The organism is uncultured Chitinophaga sp. (assembly GCF_937898475.1).
Classification (GTDB): Bacteria; Bacteroidota; Bacteroidia; order Chitinophagales; family Chitinophagaceae; genus Chitinophaga.
Map to the genome: position 1 here is coordinate 289,464 of NZ_CALEJS010000039.1, position 20,297 is coordinate 309,760.

At 48.6% G+C, this 20,297-nt stretch carries 24 protein-coding genes; 14 read left to right on the forward strand and 10 right to left on the reverse strand.

The genetic code is table 11. The features are described from left to right. Positions 1-4 precede the first annotated feature (4 nt). The 6 genes from Q0577_RS23115 (at position 5) to Q0577_RS23140 (ending at position 5,691) form a co-directional block, all read left to right on the forward strand. Positions 5-793 (forward strand): DJ-1/PfpI family protein, encoded by a 789-nt coding sequence (locus Q0577_RS23115; protein WP_298740520.1) that lies wholly within the window; start codon positions 5-7, stop codon positions 791-793. Between the two features lie 76 nt (positions 794-869). Continuing rightward, positions 870-1,160, forward strand: a complete 291-nt coding sequence (locus tag Q0577_RS23120; RefSeq protein ID WP_298740522.1) for a hypothetical protein — start codon at positions 870-872, stop codon at positions 1,158-1,160. 186 nt (positions 1,161-1,346) lie between these two features. Further along, positions 1,347-1,547, forward strand: a complete 201-nt coding sequence (locus Q0577_RS23125) for a KTSC domain-containing protein (RefSeq protein WP_298740523.1) — start codon at positions 1,347-1,349, stop codon at positions 1,545-1,547. A gap of 58 nt (positions 1,548-1,605) precedes the next feature. Further along, entirely contained in the window at positions 1,606-2,190 is a 585-nt protein-coding gene (locus tag Q0577_RS23130) for a TetR/AcrR family transcriptional regulator (protein ID WP_298740524.1), read from the forward strand. Between the two features lie 54 nt (positions 2,191-2,244). After that, a complete protein-coding gene (locus Q0577_RS23135) occupies positions 2,245-3,783 on the forward strand; it encodes a DHA2 family efflux MFS transporter permease subunit (RefSeq protein WP_298740525.1) in 1,539 nt (512 codons plus the stop codon). A gap of 108 nt (positions 3,784-3,891) precedes the next feature. After that, the gene (locus Q0577_RS23140; protein WP_298740526.1) at positions 3,892-5,691 is read left to right on the forward strand and encodes a c-type cytochrome; all 1,800 of its coding nucleotides are present in this window, start codon (positions 3,892-3,894) and stop codon (positions 5,689-5,691) included. Positions 5,692-5,704: 13 nt separating this feature from the next. Here Q0577_RS23140 and Q0577_RS23145 read toward each other — a convergent pair whose 3' ends face one another. Beyond that, positions 5,705-7,870 carry a molybdopterin cofactor-binding domain-containing protein gene (locus tag Q0577_RS23145; RefSeq protein WP_298740527.1) on the reverse strand — a complete coding sequence of 722 codons (2,166 nt, stop codon included), beginning with the start codon at positions 7,868-7,870 and terminating at the stop codon, positions 5,705-5,707. A 169-nt stretch (positions 7,871-8,039) separates the two neighbouring features. Here Q0577_RS23145 and Q0577_RS23150 point away from each other — a divergent pair, with 169 nt between their 5' ends. Further along, a complete protein-coding gene (locus tag Q0577_RS23150; protein WP_298740528.1) occupies positions 8,040-9,068 on the forward strand; it encodes an aldo/keto reductase in 1,029 nt (342 codons plus the stop codon). Here Q0577_RS23150 and Q0577_RS23155 read toward each other — a convergent pair whose 3' ends face one another. Further along, on the reverse strand, positions 9,069-9,461 hold the full coding sequence (locus Q0577_RS23155) for an AraC family transcriptional regulator (protein ID WP_298740530.1): 393 nt from the start codon (positions 9,459-9,461) through the stop codon (positions 9,069-9,071). Between the two features lie 12 nt (positions 9,462-9,473). Between Q0577_RS23155 and Q0577_RS23160 the strand changes: the two genes are divergently transcribed. The 5 genes from Q0577_RS23160 (at position 9,474) to Q0577_RS23180 (ending at position 12,715) form a co-directional block, all read left to right on the forward strand. After that, positions 9,474-9,842 (forward strand): hypothetical protein, encoded by a 369-nt coding sequence (locus tag Q0577_RS23160; protein ID WP_298740532.1) that lies wholly within the window; start codon positions 9,474-9,476, stop codon positions 9,840-9,842. Positions 9,843-9,848: 6 nt separating this feature from the next. Further along, entirely contained in the window at positions 9,849-10,661 is an 813-nt protein-coding gene (locus tag Q0577_RS23165; protein WP_298740533.1) for a helix-turn-helix domain-containing protein, read from the forward strand. Between the two features lie 69 nt (positions 10,662-10,730). Next, positions 10,731-11,111 carry a VOC family protein gene (locus tag Q0577_RS23170; RefSeq protein WP_298740534.1) on the forward strand — a complete coding sequence of 127 codons (381 nt, stop codon included), beginning with the start codon at positions 10,731-10,733 and terminating at the stop codon, positions 11,109-11,111. Between the two features lie 139 nt (positions 11,112-11,250). Then, entirely contained in the window at positions 11,251-12,288 is a 1,038-nt protein-coding gene (locus tag Q0577_RS23175; RefSeq protein WP_298740536.1) for an Atu2307/SP_0267 family LLM class monooxygenase, read from the forward strand. Between the two features lie 13 nt (positions 12,289-12,301). Continuing rightward, entirely contained in the window at positions 12,302-12,715 is a 414-nt protein-coding gene (locus Q0577_RS23180; protein WP_298740538.1) for a hypothetical protein, read from the forward strand. A gap of 6 nt (positions 12,716-12,721) precedes the next feature. Here the strand turns inward: Q0577_RS23180 and Q0577_RS23185 are convergent, their stop codons facing one another. Together Q0577_RS23185 and Q0577_RS23190 are read right to left on the reverse strand one after the other, a co-directional pair. After that, complete coding sequence (locus Q0577_RS23185; protein ID WP_298740540.1) at positions 12,722-13,645, reverse strand: alpha/beta hydrolase; 924 nt, start codon at positions 13,643-13,645, stop codon at positions 12,722-12,724. 64 nt (positions 13,646-13,709) lie between these two features. Beyond that, on the reverse strand, positions 13,710-13,841 hold the full coding sequence (locus Q0577_RS23190; RefSeq protein WP_298740541.1) for a hypothetical protein: 132 nt from the start codon (positions 13,839-13,841) through the stop codon (positions 13,710-13,712). A 143-nt stretch (positions 13,842-13,984) separates the two neighbouring features. On the opposite strand from Q0577_RS23190, the gene Q0577_RS23195 reads away from it, so the two are divergent. Further along, entirely contained in the window at positions 13,985-14,875 is an 891-nt protein-coding gene (locus Q0577_RS23195) for an alpha/beta hydrolase (protein ID WP_298740542.1), read from the forward strand. Between the two features lie 44 nt (positions 14,876-14,919). After that, complete coding sequence (locus Q0577_RS23200; RefSeq protein WP_298740543.1) at positions 14,920-15,486, forward strand: carboxypeptidase-like regulatory domain-containing protein; 567 nt, start codon at positions 14,920-14,922, stop codon at positions 15,484-15,486. A gap of 243 nt (positions 15,487-15,729) precedes the next feature. Here the strand turns inward: Q0577_RS23200 and Q0577_RS23205 are convergent, their stop codons facing one another. The 6 genes from Q0577_RS23205 to Q0577_RS23230 all read right to left on the reverse strand — a co-directional run bounded on the left by Q0577_RS23205 (position 15,730) and on the right by Q0577_RS23230 (position 20,157). After that, positions 15,730-16,023 carry an NIPSNAP family protein gene (locus tag Q0577_RS23205; RefSeq protein WP_298740544.1) on the reverse strand — a complete coding sequence of 98 codons (294 nt, stop codon included), beginning with the start codon at positions 16,021-16,023 and terminating at the stop codon, positions 15,730-15,732. Positions 16,024-16,547: 524 nt separating this feature from the next. Then, positions 16,548-17,201 carry an alpha/beta family hydrolase gene (locus Q0577_RS23210; protein WP_298740545.1) on the reverse strand — a complete coding sequence of 218 codons (654 nt, stop codon included), beginning with the start codon at positions 17,199-17,201 and terminating at the stop codon, positions 16,548-16,550. Positions 17,202-17,445: 244 nt separating this feature from the next. After that, a complete protein-coding gene (locus tag Q0577_RS23215) occupies positions 17,446-17,670 on the reverse strand; it encodes a hypothetical protein (RefSeq protein ID WP_298740547.1) in 225 nt (74 codons plus the stop codon). Between the two features lie 149 nt (positions 17,671-17,819). Further along, complete coding sequence (locus Q0577_RS23220) at positions 17,820-18,989, reverse strand: FecR domain-containing protein (protein ID WP_298740548.1); 1,170 nt, start codon at positions 18,987-18,989, stop codon at positions 17,820-17,822. A 17-nt stretch (positions 18,990-19,006) separates the two neighbouring features. Then, the gene (locus Q0577_RS23225) at positions 19,007-19,534 is read right to left on the reverse strand and encodes a sigma-70 family RNA polymerase sigma factor (protein ID WP_298740549.1); all 528 of its coding nucleotides are present in this window, start codon (positions 19,532-19,534) and stop codon (positions 19,007-19,009) included. 248 nt (positions 19,535-19,782) lie between these two features. After that, a complete protein-coding gene (locus Q0577_RS23230) occupies positions 19,783-20,157 on the reverse strand; it encodes a DUF4974 domain-containing protein (protein WP_298740551.1) in 375 nt (124 codons plus the stop codon). Positions 20,158-20,297 lie beyond the last annotated feature (140 nt).

The window sequence follows — 20,297 nt, forward strand, 5'->3', positions numbered from 1 at the left end:
CCACATGAAATCTTTAATCTTCCATGCCGCAGTTTGCTGTCTGCTATTGGCGGCCAGCAACGGGTTGGCCCAGTCCAGGATCCATTACTACTGCACACCCTGCAACAATGCATGTGATACCATTGCTTTTGACAGCCCGGGCAACTGCCCTCACTGTAATATGGAGCTGGTGAGACAATCAGAAGAAGAACATAAACGCCTTACCCGCAAGCGGCTTAAAATTGCCTTCTATTTGCAGGATGGGGTAGAAGTACTGGATTTTGCCGGTCCTATGGAGGTGTTCAACTATGCCAATTTTGAGATCTTCACGGTGTCAAAAACAAAAGGACCTATTACCTCCCAGGGTGTGCTGAAAATACTGCCGGATTACACCCTGGACGATGCGCCCGCAGCAGATGTACTGGCCTTTTTTGGCGGTAATGCGGGCAGGGCCGTTAACGATCCGGATGTTATTGGCTGGATAAACAGGCAGACAAACGTAATGCACTATTTTTCTGTTTGCACCGGCGCTTTCATCCTGGGCAGGGCCGGGATACTGAATGGGCAAACCGTCACCACTTTTCATGAAAGCATAGACAACCTCCGCCAGGCCGTACCACAGGCAAAAGTGTTATCCGACGTACGTTTTGTAGATAACGGCAAAGTCATTACCACGGCTGGTATATCAGCCGGCATTGATGGCGCATTACACCTGGTGGCAAAGTTACGCGGCGAAGAAGCGGCCAGAAGAGTAGCGGCTTATATGGAGTACGATAAATGGGTGCCGGCAGCGGGATTGGTACTCACCAAGTAGGATCTGCCATGGATTTTTTTATTGTTGGATTGCATAATCAAGGAATCGAGTATTTTTGAGTACTAAATGAATTGAAATGGCACAGTTACCTAAGTTTATGATCGCCGACGATCCTATTACCGATCCTGACAATGAATACATTTTTCACACGGAAAAACCCCGCTTTTTTGCCAAACGTGTGGAAGAAGACGAAGAAACTGCCTATATAGATATCGTGGAAGAGCTGGACAACGTAGATGAGTTCTTCCATAATGACCCTGATAAAAAGCAGGAACTGCTTGAACAGCTGGAGGACTGGTACTACTCCTACATGGAGTGGCTGGATGAAGATGGCTTTGACGATGAAGATGATGAGGAAGAAGAATAGTGTCCTGCCCGGATATTTCTAAACATTTGATTTTCATCTTGTGATTGGTGGCCCCGGTCATTGGGGCCATCAATTGCCTGAACCGTATTCCCATCCTCACCCTGGCAGTCCCAACAGATCCCCATATTCCCACACTTTACCAGGGCCTTATTTTTGATAGTACAATAACGGAACAATACCATAGCTATGCCCTCTTCCGTTGTTGCCCGCATGAGGTATGATCCTGATACCGCTACACTCAGGATAGTATATGTATCCGGTATGGTATACGACTATAAGGGAGTGCCCGGAAAAGTATACGAAGCCATGAAAAAAGCCACCTCAAAAGGCAGATACCTGAACCGCTACATCAAGGGCAGATACGACTTCGAGAAGGTAGAGGGATAAAATATTTGGCAGATAATACCAAACGGTATATTTTTGTACTGTCAAAGTAAGGGAGATCATGTCCAAAGCAGAAAAGACAAAAGCTTTTATCATTGAAAAAACAGCGCCCCTCTTCAATAAGAAGGGGTACGCCGGTACTTCCCTGAACGATATTACCGCCGCCACCGGCTTAACAAAGGGCAGTATCTACGGAAACTTTTCTGATAAAGACGAAGTGGCCCTCGCTGCATTTGATCATAATATTCAACAGGTACAACAGCTCATCAGAGCTGAGATGAGCAGGTATAACACTGTCAGGGAAAAACTGCAGGTATATGTAAAAGTGTATAACGACTTCCTGAAAGGTCCCTTTCCTGAAGGAGGCTGCCCCATACTGAATACCGCCATAGAAGCAGATGATACACATGAGGCATTAAAAGAGAAAGCCGCCGCGGCTTTGACAGTCTGGAAGAACAGCCTTACTGCCCTGGTTCGCAAAGGCATTGAGAACGGAGAGTTAAAAGCAGATATAGACGCCGAACAAACAGCGCTTACCATGATCGCCTTACTGGAAGGCGCTATCATGATCACCAAGCTTACCGGCAGATTGAATTACCGTAAAACAATCATGCAGTCAGTAGAGCAACTGATCAACAACCTGTGATAAATTTTTTTTGCACAGGAATATACCAATCGGTATAATTTAATATTTACAGCAATGAAAAGAACACTACTCTTAGTGACCGTTATTGTAGCGGCCATCATGGAGCTTATTGACACTTCCATCGTGAACGTAGCCTTGTCGCACATGAGCGGTAACCTGGGCGCTACGGTAGAAGATACTTCCTGGGTAATTACGGCCTATGCCATCGCCAACGTGATCATCATCCCGATCACCAGCTTCCTCACCAATAAACTGGGCAGGCGCAATTATTACATTGGTTCTATCATTGCATTTACGTTCTTTTCCTTTATGTGCGGACAAGCCACCAACATCTGGGTATTGGTGGCCTTTCGCTTCCTGCAGGGTATTGGCGGCGGAGCGCTCCTATCCGTATCGCAGGCGGTTGTATTTGAGTTGTTTCCCAAAGAGAAACAGAATGTGGCCAGCGCATTATTTGGGATCGGTGTTTTCATAGGACCTACTATTGGCCCCACCCTGGGCGGATATATCACAGAATACTATTCCTGGCCCTGGATTTTTTATATCAACGTGCCGATAGGTATCACTGTTGCAGCGTTGTGTTTTGCCCTGCTGGGTGAGCCTAAGATCAAACAGGCGCCTGCAAAAATAGACTGGCTTGGCATATTCCTGCTGGCGGTAGCGGTCAGCGCCCTGCAAACGGTGCTGGAAAGAGGGGAAACGGAAGACTGGTTCGAAACCAGCTATATTACCTGGTTAACGGTGATCTCGTTGTTCGGTACCATCCTCTTTGTGTGGTGGGAACTGCGGGTATCGTATCCCGTAGTGAACCTGCGCGTGCTGAAAAGCCGTAACCTGAGCATTGCTGCCATACTTACATTTGTTTCAGGCATTGCCCTTTTTAGTTCCGTTTTTCTTACGCCTGTTTTTGCACAGCGTTTACTGGGTTTTACACCTACGCAAACAGGATTATTGTTATTGCCAGGCGCATGTCTCGCTATCGGTGGCCTGATGGTATCTGCCCGCTTGCTGCAGCGGGGTGTGTCGCCCTTGTATATGATCGCATCCGGTATCTTTCTTTTTGCCTTGTTCAGCTGGCAGATGTCTTCCCTGAACCTGGACGCCGGTGCAGGAAATATTACCGTGGCCCTGCTGTGGCGCGCAGTTGGACTGGCGGTGGTAACCGTACCATTAACCACCCTGGCTGTATCTTCGCTCGAACCTAAAGATATACCGCAGGGCGCTGCACTTAATAACATGATGCGCCAGCTGGGTGGCTCTTTTGGCATTGCCCTGGTCAACACCTACCTGCATCACCGCAATGCAGTGCACCGCTCAGACCTTGTGTCCAACCTCACACCGGATAATCCTGCTGCGGTGCAACGCCTGTCTGCATATACCCATTATTTCGCCAGCAAAGGCGCCCCTGCAGATCAGGCTTATCACCAGGGATTGCAGCTGCTGGATCTGAGCGTAACAAAACAGTCCAACCTGATGAGCTTTAATGATGCTTACCTGGTAGTAGGCCTGATCTTCCTGTTAGGCTTACCCTTACTGCTGATGGCCACACGTAAAAAGGGCGCCAAACCGGCCGTGGTATTATCTGATCACTGATCGCTTTACGTTCATCAAATCTTCTTAAAAGAGCAGGCGGATTCGCGTATATTAGTGTAGACCAGAAATGCAGCAGCACTTTCTGATTTACCCTAAAACGTGAAGCGCATGTACAGATCTTCCTTTCCTGCCTTTGGAATATGTCGTCCCTTGCTCGTGTGGTGTTTGTGTTGTGTTATTTTCAGCAGCCTGGTACAATGTAAAAATGAAACTTCGTTAGTTCTGCCTCCCGGCGATCCAGACAACGGGGGCCTTATCCTTCCCGGCAATTTCCAGGCAGTGGTAGTGGCGGATAGTATCGGCCGTGCCAGGCACCTTACCGTAAATACCAATGGCGATATATATGTAAAGCTGGTCTATAATGATGTAATGCAGGGCGCCGGCGGTACGGTAGGCCTCCGTGACACGGATAACGATGGTAAGGCAGATATTATCGCTTACTTTGGCGGCTATAAAGATGAAGGAGGGTTGCCTGTAGGGATGATGATCCACAAAGGTTACCTGTACACATCCACGTTGCGGCAGGTGCTGCGGAACAAGCTCAAACCGGGACAGCTTATACCCGATAGCAGAACAGAGATCATCCTGAATGATACCAGTGGGAACATCCGGCGGCATTGGCACACGGCCAAACCCATGGCCTTTGATAACAAGGGGCATATGTACGTGCCCTTTGGCGCGCCTACTGATGCCGCGCAGGATATTGACAAAGCAGGTCCCGGAGGCATGCCGGGTGGAAAGGGTCTGGACCCCGCTCCCGATCTGCAATGGCATGGCGGTATCTGGCGTTTTGATGAAGATAAGGAGGGCCAGACGCAGCAGGATGGCTACAAATATGCCTCCGGCATCCGCAGCGTATTAGGCATCGCCTGGAACCAGGACGATGATTGCCTGTACGTGGTGATGAACGGCATGGATAATTTTCATACCCGTTACCCGCAGGTATTCACTTCCTGGCAGGCCGCCGTACTGCCTTCAGAGCCGTTGCTGAAAGTCACAGAAGGTTCCGATTTTGGATGGCCCTATGCTTACTTTGATCATATGCAGGGGAAGAACGTGTTGCAGCCAGGTTATGGCGGCGATGGGAAAATAATAGGGCGCGCCTCAAAATTTGATGTGCCGGTATTGGGTTTTCCCGGGCATTGGGCGCCTATGGATCTGCTGTTCTATCGTGGTAACCAGTTTCCTGAAAGATATAAGAAAGGCGCTTTTGTAGCTTTCCACGGTTCAACAGACCGTTCTCCTTATCCGCAGGCCGGTTATATTGTTTGTTTTGTGCCTTTTGAGAACGGAAAGCCAACCGGGAAATGGGAAGTCTTTGCAGATGGCTTTACCGGTGTGGATACCGTCGTGAATACCAGCGATGCGGTATACCGGCCAATGGGCCTTGCAGAAGGTCCTGATGGCTCCTTGTATATTTCCGAATCCAACAAGGGAAAGATCTGGCGGGTGATGTATAAAGGAGACAAGACCCAATTTGGGGAAACACAGTTAGCAGCCATGGAAGCGCGCAAATCCCGCAGTTATATCAAAACGCCCCACGAAATAAATGACAACCTGGGTAAAGGGGGGCAGATGCACGGCCATATGCTTTATAATGCTTATTGTACCAGCTGCCACCAGCGCGATGGCAAGGGAGATAACAACCGTTACCCGCCACTGGTGGGATCTGAATGGGTGAATGGTGATCGTAATCGCCTGATCAGCATTGTACTCAACGGCCTGCAGGGAGAGATTAAAGTGAACGGAAAAACTTACAACGGTGTAATGCCTGCCCATAGAGATGTATTGGATGATCATGCTGTAGCTTCCATCCTTACTTTTCTCACCAGCCGTTTTGCAGATGAAAGCAAACCTTTCACACTGGAAGAAGTGAACAAAGTGCGTCAGGCCACCGCAAGGAAGTAAGGGCGTTCTATCATTACAATAATTTTTCAGGCAATATCGGCAGCGCCCGCACCCGTTTCCCGGTGGCATGATACACCGCATTGGCAATCGCTGCGCCCGCGGGCCCTTGTACCGCTTCGCCGGCACCCAGGGGCTCTTCCGTCGGGCGGTTTATCAGCGCTACTTCCACTTCTGGCGCCTCGCTGATGGGCAGTACAGGGTAAGAGAACCAGTCAAGGCTCCTGATCTGCGTATCATATTGCACCTGTTCACGCAGCGTCCAGCTGGCCGCCTGTACCATACCGCCTTCTGTCTGGTTTTTGATACCATCCGGGTTGATGATCTCTCCTGCATCGATCACCGCCCACATCTTTTGTACCGTTACCTGGCCACGGGTAACCTGCACCTGTGCCGCTACGGCGGCATAGGCGGCCGTATTCTTATACCGGGCAAAGGCAATGCCCATGCCATGATCCTTACCATGTTCCTTTGCCACTGCTATTGATTGCAACTTTTGCAGCACGGCAATAGCCCGTTCATCTTCCAGGTGCATCAGCCGGAAGGTATAGGCATCCTTCCCTGCGGCCACTGCCAGTTCTTCCATAAAAGATTCTATCGCAAAGATGTTGGCAAAGGCCCCCAGGCTGCGCAGTGCAGATACGCGCAGCGGTCCCCGGAAGGTGTGCGCTTTGATATCGAGGTTGGGAAAATTATAGTAAGGTTCCGAATTGCGGGAAGCGCCTCCGCTATAGGTAGAGCCGCCGGACGCAAAGGGTTTTTGCAGGTACCGTGCAGGTAGCAGGTTGGCTGCTTTGCCGCCGGGGCGCGTACTATGGGTGTCAGACCACAGCGCATATTGCCAGTGGCTGATCCTGCCCCTGGCATCCAGTATGGCAGCTGCATCCATCAGCATAGCGCTGCCATAGGGCTCCCATCCATGTTCTTCCTGGCGGGACCATTGCAAACGTATATGCTTTCCCGGTACCTGCATAGCCAGCAGCGCAGCTTCGGCAGCAACATCGTCAGCGCCGTTATGCCCAAAGCAGCCGGCTCCGGGTACTCCTTTGATGTGGATGCGTTCAGCAGGCAGCTGCAGCATATCTTTCAGGGATTCTCGCAGTGGGTATACGCCCTGGCTGTGCGTCCAGATATGCAGCTGGTCTTTATCATACAGCGCCACCGCACATGAAGGGCCCGTAGCGCCATGCATGATATAGGGCTTGAAATAACTGGCACGCATGGTGGCGCCGCCGGTCAGCATCTCGCCTTTTTGTTGTACGCTCTCTGATTTAACAGGTAGTTTTCTGAGATGGGCCGGCAGGTCATTACCGCCTTCCAGCGGTTTTGTAAAGGTCCATTTCGTGTTTTCTGATAATATCTTTTGCGCCTGCATGGCCGCGTATTCGCCCTTCGCGATAACGGCCAGGAAGTTGCCATTCACAACTACTTTCTGCAGCTCCGGTACTTTTGATCTCACATTCGCTTCGTTGAAATGATCCAACCGGGCCTCATAAACCGGTGGCCGTACAATGCGGGCATGCAGCATACCCGGGAAGCGGAGGTCATGCACAAATATGGGCCCTCCATTAACCATTGCGGCAAGGTTCTGCCTGGGAACAGGCTTACCGGAATACCGGTAGTCCTGTTTCGCTTTCAGTGGCACCGGCATTTTGATCTCGCCATCCAGCTTTTTACCGTCCAGCACTTCGGCAAATGTAAGCGTGCGCTTTTTGTCTTTTGTATGGATCTTTCCGTCCGATAGCTGCAATTCCGCTGCCGGTACCCCTAAACGCATAGCAGCCAGCTGCAGCAGTTTTTGCCTGGCCGCTGCTGCGGCATAGCGAACAGACATGGCGCTGGTTTCAATGGAAGCGCTGCCCGCAGTATAAGATTCATTGGGTGTTACGCCGGTCTCTGCCAGTGATACGCTCACCCTGTCAATAGCAAGGTCCAGCTCTTCTGCCGCTACCTGTGCAATGGCAATGCGGATGCCTTGTCCCAGTTCTATTTTACCTGTAAACACGCGCACGCTGCCATTGGCCAGTACTTCCAGCCAGGCGTCTATCCCGGGATATCTTTGCAGCGAACCGGGAAGCTCCTGCAGGGGCATCGTGGAACCTGCAGGATAAAGAGCGCTGAGGGAAAATCCTATTGTCAGGCAGCCGGCTGTTTTCAGGAAATCTCTTCTGGACTGATCCATAGTGAATGGGTTTAGGTGTAGCTGCTATCAAGGTACTTAAAAGTAAAAAATAATCAGGCAGGGGCAAAGCTTAATCTTATCTTATTGTTATTTCACGACAGGTACTTTAAATTCACCACCGTAACCCTTGTAGTAGCATAACTTATCTTAATATTAAAAACCCGCACAGATGAAGTATACTAAACTGGGTAATACAGGCCTTATTGTTTCCAGGCTGTCATTCGGATCTATGACCTTCGGTAATGACCCCTCACTGGCTGCTGTATATAAAGTAACGCAGGAAGACGCACAAACCATGGTAGACAAAGCGCTGGACGCCGGTATTAACTTCTTTGATACAGCCGACGGTTATGCCGGTGGCCAGTCAGAAATAATGCTGGGCAAAACCCTGGCTAAGCGCAGACAGGATGTGGTGATTGCCACTAAAGCAGGCTTCCGCACCGGTCAGCCGCTTACCCAGGCAGGACTTTCCCGCCGTCATATCCTTTACTCCTGTGAGCAAAGCCCGAAACGACTCAATACCGATTATATAGACCTCTACATTTTGCACAAGGAAGATCCCTATACGCCGCTGGAAGAAACCCTCGAAGCGCTGAATTCCCTGGTAGTGACCGGCAAGGTGAGATATGTGGGTTTCTCCAACTGGACTGTCTGGAAGGCCGCCCTGGCCTGGCAAATGCAAAGGGAGCGGGGATGGGCGCCTTTCTGCAATGGCCAGCTGTACTACTCCCTGCTGGGCCGCGATGTGGAGCATGACATGGTTCCTTTCATGCAGCATGCGGGAATTGGTATGACCATCTGGAGTCCCCTGGCCAGCGGCTTCCTTAGTGGTAAATATACACGTGAGAACCTGAAAGACCAGGACAATCGCCTCGCTGGTTTCGATATCATCCCTTATGACAGGGAAACAGGTTTCAAGATAGTGGATGTGATGAAAGAAATAGCCGCTGGCCTCAATGCGTCCCCGGCTCAGGTTGCACTGGCATGGCTGCTCAGCAAACCGGTAGTGTCCAGCATCATTGTTGGCGCCAGCAAGATCCATCAGCTGGAAGACAACCTGAAAGCAGTGGATATAACGCTCAGTGCGGAAGCGCTCAAAACACTGGATGATCTTACCCAGCCTGCTATACAGTATCCGCACTGGTTTGTACAGAACATGGCAGACCCGCTGCACAAGGAAACCCTGGGCGCCAGATGATCAGTGCTTTTGCTTTAATTTGCCGGGCGGATAGCCAAAGTATTTCTTAAAAGCCTTGGAGAAATTATAGCTGTCAGTATACCCCAGCACATAACCTGCTTCTGCTACCGTGCAGGCAGATGCTAACAACATCTGCCTGCCGTAGTCCATCTTCAGCTCATTCAGGTAACCGAATACGGTAGTTCCAAACAAAGCCTTGAATCCCTTCTTCAGCTTAAAGTCATTGAGTCCGCAATGCCTGGCCACCTGCATCAGGCTGATAGGATCAAACATGTGTTCTTTTACATATTCACGGGCGGCATATAAACGTTCCTTGTCAGCGGGGTGCAGGCTTACTGCGGCGCCGCCTGCCAGCCGCTCGGCTTGTTCGGCCTGCAGCAGGAACAGTTCCATGATTTTTGATTCGTGCAGTCCAACACACTCACCGGCCGTTTCATGAACAGGGATGTACGCATCAAGCTGGCCGGCGAGCTGCATAAGAAAGGCAGCATTTATGTCATGGATGAGCCCACCACGGGACTGCACATGTCGGATACCGGGCACCTGCTGGAGATCATAGACCGCCTGGTGGATGCCGGTAACACCGTTATCGTCATAGAACACAATACGGATGTGATTTGTAATGCCGACTGGATCATTGACCTCGGGCCGGAAGGCGGCGCAAAAGGCGGCGCCATCCTCCATGAAGGAAGGCCCGCAGGCCTGCTCCGGTCGCCACATTCACTCACCGGTAAACACCTGCGTGAAATGCGGCAACAATCCGTAGTTTTGTAAACACACATGAAAGCGCTCACCGTCATAAAGGACCGTTTCAGGCCTTCTCAGCCTGCCGTAAAAGCAGGGATGGACGGTGTGCGCTATCATGAGTACCCACCCGATACCCGCCTGGCGCATTACATATTCTGTTACTGGCAGCTAAGCACTACCAGCCCTTTGGAAGAGGCGTTCCAATACCGGGTGGTGGCCGATGGCTGTATGGATATCTTTTTTGAAGCAGCTGCCCCATGTAACCCCTACCTCATGGGATTTTCCACCGCCTTTACGGAGTTCCCGCTGGGCCGGGCGTTTAACTACATCGGAATCCGTTTCCTGCCTACTGCCCTGCCATTATTGTTTAAGATTAATGCAGGAGATCTCACAGATAAAGTAGAAGCATTATCCACCTTTCTGCCCCGCGTGGCAAAGCAGCTGGAGAATATTGCCGGTGAAAAGCATTTCCTGCAATCTGTAAAACACTCACTGGACCAACTGCTGCTGCACCTGTTGGCTGGTATCAACCCCCAACCTGATAACCGTTTATATGCAGCGGTAGATATCATTCTCCGCTCACAGGGCGTATTGTCTATCGAAAAAGAATTGCAGACAGGCATCAGTCCGCGACAGCTCAGGCGTCTTTTTGAGCGCTATGTTGGCGACACACCCAAGATGTTCAGCAAAGTGGTGCGCTTTCAGCAGATCCTGCATGCTAAACCATCCCGTCAGGCGCTGCGCAGGAACAAGCTTTTCTTTGACTATGGCTATCATGACCAGGCGCATTTTATCAGGGAGTTTAAACACATGTACGGTTTAACGCCTGCTATAGCGCTGGATTAAGTTTGTCCGTTTTTTACAATGTATGCCCTCTGTACCGGCGTAGTTTTGCAGCAGTCAAAATTAAACATTATGAAACTGAACGCTGGTATTATCACCGACAATTTACAGGCTACTAAGCACTTTTATGTAGCGCAACTGGGCTTTGGCGTAACATTTGAAAACGAATGGTACCTGCTCCTGCATACACCCGGCCATAGTTCCGAGATCGCTTTCCTGAAGCCGGGATTACCTGCCCAGGCCCCCATCTTTCAACAGCCCTTCAATGGCCGTGGTGTTTACCTCACTATCGAAATGGATGAAGTGGATGCCTGGTATGAAACCATCAAAAGCAAAGGCATACCCATTAGCGTAGAGATGAAAGACGAGCCCTGGGGCGACCGTCATTTCGCCATCATCGACCCCAACGGCATCGGTATAGACTTTGTACGTTACCAGGAACCACAGGGGTAAATGGGAAGTGCCAGGTACCGAGCGCCAAATTCCAAATTTCAAATACCAAATTCCAAAGGGTGGAGCGCTTTATGGCAATGGGTAGTCCTACATCTCAGCATATTGCTTTAATATTGCAGGACAGGAAAAATACAGGCACATGGAATTTGGTATCAGCACATTTGGAGAAGTACAACCGGAGGGTGTTTCCGGGAATGCAAAAGAATCCTACCTGCGGATGCAGGAAATAATAGCCGAAGCCAGGCTGGCCGACGCAATAGGCCTGGATGTGTATGCGGTAGGCGAGCATCACCGGCCTGACTTCGTGGTCTCATCTCCCGAAGTGGTGTTGGGAGCGATAGCCGCCGTTACACAGAAAATCCGTTTATCCAGCTCCGTTACGGTGCTCAGCTCATCAGATCCGGTGCGGGTGTTTGAACAGTTTGCAACGGTAGACCTGCTCTCCGGCGGACGGGCAGAAATCCTCGCAGGCAGAGGCTCATTTACAGAATCCTTTCCGCTCTATGGATACAGCCTCGCTGATTATGATGCGCTTTTTGAAGAAAAGCTGGACATGCTGCTGCACGTCAACCAGCATGAGATCGTTTCGTGGAAAGGCAAATTCAGACCACCGCTGCATGAGCGCGGTGTGTATCCCCGGCCTTATCAGTCTTCTTTACCCATATGGATTGGCTCAGGCGGCACACCTGCCTCTTCCAGGCGGGCAGGGCGCCTGAACCTTCCGTTGGTGCTGGCCATACTGGGGAGTAAACCCAGCCAGTTTGTTCCCCTTGTTGAACTCTATCGCAGATGTGCCCGGGAAGCAGGGCACGATCCTGCGCAACTGCAACTGGCCATTAACTCGCAGTTCTATGTAGCGGAAGATTCCGACCAGGCGGCAGATGAATTCTTCCCCTCCTACGAGATACTGATGAACCGTGTTGGAAAAGACAGGGGCTGGCCGCCGCTTACCAGGGAACATTTTGAGCACATGCGCATGCCTGAAGGACCGCTGTTTGTTGGCAGCGTACAGGAAGTGATCGATAAGATACTGTATCAGCATAAACTGTTTGGACATACCCGTTTCCTGGGACAATTGGTAAAAGGCTATATTGCACATGATAAAATACTGCGGGCAATAGAGCTGTTTGGCACTAAAGTGGTGCCGGCCGTAAAGCAGGCATTGGGCGTGAAATGATAACCGGCGTAACATGCGACAGGATTACATTTTAGAGATCGTGGAAGAACTGGGGAGGATCCTCCGGACTATCATAAACATGAAAAAATCCAATCCCTCCAAGGCATTGGAAGAGGTCCGCGTTGCATTCAGAGGCACAAAGTTCAAAGATAAAGACGTCTTTGACGGGATGACCATAGACGAGCTTGCAGCCTTCGTTGATGAGCACAATATGGACTATCGCGCACTTGATGTGATCACTGATCTGCTGCTGGAAGAAATAGAGATCCGCCTGGATACCGGCAATACTACGCATGTGACCATGCTGATAGCAAAAGCAGACTGGTTGATTACCTGTACGGACAATAAAGAAAAAGCGTTGAAAGTATTCTCCTTTAACCGCGATACGCAAAGGCAGCGGTTAAAGGAGTTGAAAGAAAGGGGATAACCGCACTTACTTCAGATGCGTTTCCAGGAAAGCAAACAGCTGTTGCCGTATATTCTCCGCATCGAACATGACTCCATAATGCGGCGCACCGGGAACAATCGTCAGCTGATTTTTTACCCCGCTGACAGTCAGCCACGAACTTAACAATACAGACTGTGTATACGGCACAGATGCATCCTTTTCACCCTGTACTATAAAGAAAGGAGGATCATCTTTATCAACATAGGAGGCCGGGCTCGCCTTCTTTGCCAGGTCTGGCCTTTTCAAGGGAGCAGCCCCGAGCAGTATGGCAAGCGGATTTGGTTCATTATCCGGCGGCGCTGCAGTACTGCCTGCCAAGGCAATCAGATCTGCAGGGCCGTAGTAATCCAGCACACATTTGATCTTAAAATGAGGCGCCATACCAGCAGGATAAAACTCCTTTACCTGGTTATTGGCCGATAATGCCAGCAGAGAGGCCAGGTGACCACCCGCAGAAAACCCGATCAGCGCTATCTTATGCTTGTCTATTTTATACTCGCCTGCATGCTGATACAGGTATTCAAGGGCCTCGTTGCAATCCTGTATCTGCGCAGGGAAGACCGCTGTTGTACTGTAGCGGTAATCAATAGAAGCCAGCGCATAGCCCTTGTTAATAAATCCCCGGATGGTTTCCTTCATGTAGCTCATATCCGCATACTTATCATTCAGCATCCAGGCGCCTCCATGTATCCATACAATAAGCGGGGTATTATTGCCCGCACTAGGCGGAAGATAAATATCCAGCAGATGCTTTTTCAGCGTATCATTGGCATAGGATATATTGGGATGGACAATCGTTCCTTCCGGGAATATCTTTTGTACCGGCGAAGTCTGGGCGTAACCGTGGAATCTTAGCGCAATAACGGTCGCCAGTAGAAGGAGCGGCCGCAAGTAGTGCCTTATATTCATATCGGAAATATTTCCCTGAATATAACAGAAAAATGAGGAAAAAGCTAATAGCCTTACAAGTAACTTACTGCTCTTTCAGCGCCGTATATAAGCCCCGGTCCATTGTGATATTCAGTCGCTTCAGCATAGCCGGCATATTGTTCATTGCTTCTTCATAGACCTTCTTTACTACTTTATTGTGTTGTGCAGTGTTCACATTATCCAGGCGGTAGTATTTTCATGTTGTTTGATTTTCAGCAAAAATAGACCCGCTGCAGGTCTGGAAATATAAAAATCACTGATCTCTTTAAAACAGGAGTGGCGGGATATTTGTGTTCATTCACGAAATATCCTTCGATCATGTTTGATGCATTTACCCATAAAAGCTTTGAAATTGATAAGTGCACTATCGATCTGCTGATGGCCGGCGGCGGGCCTCCTTTACTACTGCTGCACGGTTTCCCCGAGACCAGGGCCGCATGGCATAAAGTAGCTCCCCAGCTGGCCACAGAATATACAGTGATCCTCCCCGACCTTCCGGGCTATGGAGATTCAACAGGTCCTGATCCGGATGCGGGGCAGGAATGCCACACCAAACGGGCTTACGGCAACATCTTTGTTCAGCTGATGGCTGAACTGGGCTTTGATACTTTCGCTGTAGCGGGACACGACAGGGGAGGAAGGGTAGCTTACCGTATGGCATTGGATCACCCGGAGATAGTATCCCGCCTGGCCGTACTGAACATTATTCCCACCCTGGAAGTGATGGAGCGCTTTACCTTCGAAACCGCCCTCAAAATGGGAAACTGGATCTTACTGGGCCAGCCGGCCCCTTTGCCTGAACAGCTGATAGGTGTAAGTCCGGCGCTTTATCTTAACCACATCCTGGATAGCTGGGCGGCAGACCCGGAACAGATCACGCCTGAAGCCCGTGCTGAATACCTGCGTTGCTTTGAGAAGGAAACCGTGATAGCAGCCATGTGTGCCGAGTACCGCTGCAACCTCCTGGATGCGGAGTACGACCGGCAAGACCGGGAAAACAATCGTCGTATACAATGTCCGCTTTTGGTACTATGGTCTGCAGGAGACAACCCGGGCGGCGAAGAAGATACGCTGTCTGTCTGGAAACAATGGGCGGACGATGCATCTGGTGCGGCCCTTCCAGGCGGACATTTCCTGATGGAAGAAGCGCCTGACCCTACGGTGCAGCAAATGTTCAGATTTTTCAATCATACCCGTTTGCCCGGTTAATTCCGCTTTCCTTGTAATCGTATTTTTACTATATTTAGTAAGCTATGAAAAGGAAAGCTTCCCTACACCTTGATATTCCTCAACCCTGTTCGCAGCCCTGGAATGAGATGAGACCTGCAGCAAATGGGCGCTTTTGTTTGCATTGCGAAAAGCATGTAATTGACTTCTCGGCAATGACAGACCAGGAAATACTGGCTGTGATCAGTAAGCATCCGGGAACACTCTGTGGACGTTTTCAGCCTGTACAGCTAAATCGTGCTTTGGTAGCAGCGGTACAACAACCACGGCATGCTTTCCTGCCCGCTGCATTGTTTGCCTCGCTGGTAGCAGCCATTGTTCCTGCTAATAGCAAGGCACATGCTGCTGACTTGGGAGTGGAACAATTGACAACCATCCCTGTTCCCAGAGAGCATACACCACGATTTTGTGAAGGCCAGGTGATAGACGCGCTCACTAATGAAGCGTTACAAGGGGTTACCATTACCCTGTCAGGAAGCAATGGAGTTGGCGCCGTTACCGATGCCGCAGGGAAATTCCGGTTTACCATACCTGCCGGTGCTGCAGCAGTGACATGCAGAATTAGCAGCCGGGGTACAACACAAAAGAAATAACGTTAAGTGCGGAACAGCTCTTAGCTCCCATTACTATCTCCTTGCATCAATCGGCAACTGATCTGCAGGAGATTGTTGTGACCGGGTATGCAACAAAACCAACATCACATCAAACGGGCGCAGTTGTCATCTATGAGAAAGTGGACCTGCCTGGCCATCTTAGGCGTGATCACCTTACCTGGTGGGAAAAGATAGCCCACCTCTTTAAAAAGAAGGAAAAATGTAGCCATTAAAAACACCGGCTTACCAGATTTGGTATATCTCTCTTGACCCGGTAAGATACATTTCATGATACCCGGCCATTTTTTTATTCATCTTTTCCATAAGCGCGGTATCTTTCTGCATCTCTTCCCAGTTGTTTTCGTAAGCAGTCAGGTTATCAAATTTGGTCACCACAACTACTTTATTAAACTGCCCTGTAACGTCTGTCATCACGTTAACTAACTCTTTGCTCTCACTCATCACTTCTTTAAACAGTTTGGCAAGTTTTGAACCGTTGCCCGGTTTAGCAATGAAGATGTCGTGAACGAGGATCATGGTGGAATTGTTTTATTGTGCTTACAAAGTTATCGTCACTGTATCAATTTCAAGGGTGCCTATCAGGACTTATAAAGGGGCTTATCACGCCAAACAACAGGCGGAAATCCCCTTTTGACGGGATTTTAGGTAATGGGATTTCACTTACTTTTAATAAACATTCATCACCTCACCTGCTTATAAAAAACATACGATTATGAAAAGTAAGACCTCCAAAAAACTGCTTCTTGATAAGATTAAAGTTGCAAAGCTGAGCGTAAATACGCATGAAACTGCTAACGCGCGTCCTACTACGGTTGCCATGAAATGCAGTGCGATGGGATGCCCGAGTGTATTGGCATGTTAATGCTTCGGTAATGTTGAGAAGGGCGTATCCCGGTTTCCGGCAGGATTACTATCCTGCAGAGAGGTAAAGGAACGCGCTCTTTCTCTCCTAGTAAAAAAACAGTGCGCATGCATATGAACATTCGTATAAAAATGCTGCTGATGTAGCAATATTGTACGGGATGGCAGTTCAGAAAGCTTTAAAGTACCTTCTTTACCCATTTCTCCGTTTCACTCACCAACAACGACATCGTATCTTTTTTCCCTGCTTTAAAAGAGTGATCCGCACCTTCCAGTTTCACCAGGGTAGCTTTCTTCAAAGCACCGCATACCGACTCGATCAGGTCCCAGGTAGCCAGTGTATCTTTCGTACCCTGCAGGAACAGCATGGGTATTTTCAAAGCTTTCAGATGTTCGGCCCGCTCAGTGGAAGGCTTACCAGAAGGGTGTAAAGGGAAACCATAGAACACAATTCCCTTTACATTGCCCTCCGGGTTAGCAGCCAGGTATTGCGAGCTCATTCTTCCTCCAAAAGATTTTCCGGCAGCAAACAGCGGCAGTTTGGGATTTAACTCATGCGCCTTTGTGATAGCTGCTGCAATGGTGGCATGCGCTACTGCTGGTGTATCTGGCCTGCCCTTTTTACCTTCTGCAAAAGGGAAGTTGAACCGTAAAGTGGCGATACCGGCATTTGAAAATGCCTCAGCCAGCGTTTCCATAAACGAATGATCCATCCCTGCACCGGCTCCATGCGCCAGTGTGAAGATGCAGACGGGCTTGCCAGGGGCAGTGTACCTGGCAGATACCGTGCCGATGGAAGGGGAGACGTCTATTTTGAAGGATTGTGTACTCATGATGAGCTCAAAAATACGGGATATTCATCTACCTCGGATTTTAAACAATCCCGCTCCCACATTATCGGCCTCCGGTATCGAAGGGAGTCCCGCCTTGTTCCCTGATGCTTCAGCAGGTACCACTAATACTTTCTCCTTTTTAACCTGCTGAACATGGTCAAAAACAAAACTAGCATCGCTGGCAGGAACCACCCCATCGTTCCAGTTACCGGCAATGTGGGCTACATTGAGAAAAACTGGATTTTCAAATCGTGCTTTCGGACCGGCCGCCCGGGGAGGAATGCATTTTTGCGGACAGCCAGTCCGCATCATCCGGAAGCGTGACGGCCTCAATGCGGGCGGGCGACTGGATCATCAGCTTTTCCGGCAGCACGTATAGTCCGGGAAAAAGTTTGATCTTAACCGGCTCTTTACCGGAAAAAGCAGCGGCCATCGCCACAGCCTTATCCAGTGTTGCCAATGGAGCCATCTCGGCGCCTGTTTGGGTATCCTTTCCTTTCGACGGATCAACAAAGATGGTTTGAGCGTTCAGTTGCCATCCGGTGGTCAATAATAAAATAATGGTTTGGAGAAATTGCTCCTCGGATTGGTAGAATTTTAACTGTTGGTGGAATTTATTTACTTCTCTACCTTTTGGCGAATGTGCAAAACAGCATTCTCGTAATAATATTCCATTTCAAGGCCATTACTAAAACCAGCGCTAGTTAAATTGGTCAAGAACGTTGAAAGACTCTTATTTTTATCAAGCACACCTTGAAACGTCTTCTTGCCTAAAGCAGCATTATCAAAAACTACGTCTACTCCATACCATCGTTTGATAACAACAGCAATATCTTCTAGTTTTTGATTTTCAAAATAATAGAGGCCCTTTAGCCAGCCTATCCTGATATCTTCCTCAAAGTATTGAACCGTCATGCCACGGCCAGCCTCATAAATGGCTTCCTGGCCGGGATGGATCGTGACCTGCTGGTTCTCTCCTTTAACACGTAGCGCTCCTTTAACCAGAGCCACACGTACCACACCAGAGTCATAGGTGTTTACGTTAAATTGAGTTCCCAGTACTTCTATGATGCTATGGGGAGTATAGACAATGAAAGAATGGTTTGACTTTTGAGTAACGTTGATATATGCCTCTCCATCAACCATTATTTCACGCGTATGCCCTGTGAAAGCGAACGGAAACTGGACCTTTGAAGCAGCATTCAAATGCACAATTGTACTATCTTCGAGCACAATGGAGTACGTTTTACCAATAGGTACTGTTAACGTATTCCACGTATTAGCTGAGCCAGTTTCAATGGCGGTAAAATTCAGCGTGGTGCTATCCGCACGGAGAATTGCTCCTGCAGCCGTTAAGGAAACAGGTCCGCTATTACTGGATGTGGGTAACTTGATTTGTTTACCGTCTGCCAGTTGTAGGGTGATTTGATTACCAACGAGGATCTCAGTAGAAGATTTCTGATAGCTCAGAAAAAAATAAACGCTTGCAGTAATAGCAAAAGTGGCTATAACCGCAGCAGCAAGTAGCCACGATTTTCTCTTCTGATGCTGATGCTCAGCGTGAAGAATACGATTCATCAACTGTTGCTTGCTGTGGACATAATCAGGACTTTTCAGGTATTCCTGAAAATTTTTGTCTTCATGCATGGCTACCAGGTCATCATATAATTCTCGCGCTTGAGGATACCGGCTGAGTACTTCATGAATATAGTTCTCTTCGTCCAGGTTGGCGTTTCCTGCTAGTTTTTTCTGAACCAGATCATAAAAATAATCGTCGTTATATTCCATATGCTATTTTAAATGGACTAGCTTCTTAGATGGACGAGTTTTTTTCTCACCCTCTTTAAGGTGAGCTTCATAATATCTTTGAAAGTGTTGATGCTTATATTCATCGCCTGAGCGCCTTCCTGATAAGAATGATTCTGGTAGAATACCAAGCTAAACGCCTCACGCCAGCGATCCGGCAAATCTGCTATTACATGATTGATAAATTCCCGAATTTGAAACCCTTCTGAAAAATGTTCATTTACAATAAAAGAACTACTATCTGATTCATTAAGGTCAACTATCTTCGCCTTTTGGCTATTAAGATAGGTCAAGCATTCATGATGGCATATCTGCGCAAGGTAATTCCGAATCGATCCCCCTTCCCTAAAAGTGGTACTTAGCCAAAACTTAATAAATACCGTTTGCGCAATATCCTCGGCCACCTGCTCATTTTTTACTCTATTCTTAGCAACCCATAGAACATAGTCGTAATATTTATACGCTACTTCAAATACCTTATCTCTACTTTTTGCCGACTTTGACTGAGAATGAGGTTGTCCATTCATAAATAAAGGTTGGATTTGTTAATGAAGCACTAGCCACAATTTAAAATTCTTTGCCTAATCATTAACATCAGCTTAACAAAATAACACTTTTGTGCTATTCCCCTCCGAGAAACAAGCAGTTTTGCAGCTATGGAGCCTGCACTCAGTGGTTTCTTTATACTGATGAGCATATCTCCGCCTCGTCAAGGATATATTCCAACGCTTTCATATTATGGACCTGGCAGTGACTCCATTCGACAAATTATTCTCTATCTAAAGTGCAATATCCCACCTTCATCATAGTAATATTCAATGCCGGATGTCGTTTTTAGCTTTTTCAGAAACTCTGTCAGCGGTGCCTCGGTATCGAGCATTCCGGTAAAATGATAGTTTCCTACCTCCTGCCTGTCAAAAGTCACTATAACCGAATACCGCTTTTCAATCACCTCGCACAACTCAGAAAGCGCCTTATTTTCAAAACGGTAGGTTGCTTCTTCTCTTGCTGGAACAGTTTGCCATTTCCTGCCAAGCGAAAACAAATATCCACTACCTGCCAGTACCAATACGATAATGATAGCCGTAAAGACTTTCGTTCTCCGAATTCTTGGAGGCGAAATGTTTTCGCCTGGATAGGTTTCCTTCAAATCTTCTTCTAGCTGTCTAGCCTCGGCATTATGTTTTAATTCCAGCTTGATGTACGTATTCTCCTTTCTGGAAGTTAAACCATCCGTAAGCTAACGACGAAGTACATCTTTTAGCGGTACAGTGGTTCTTCTAACTTTGC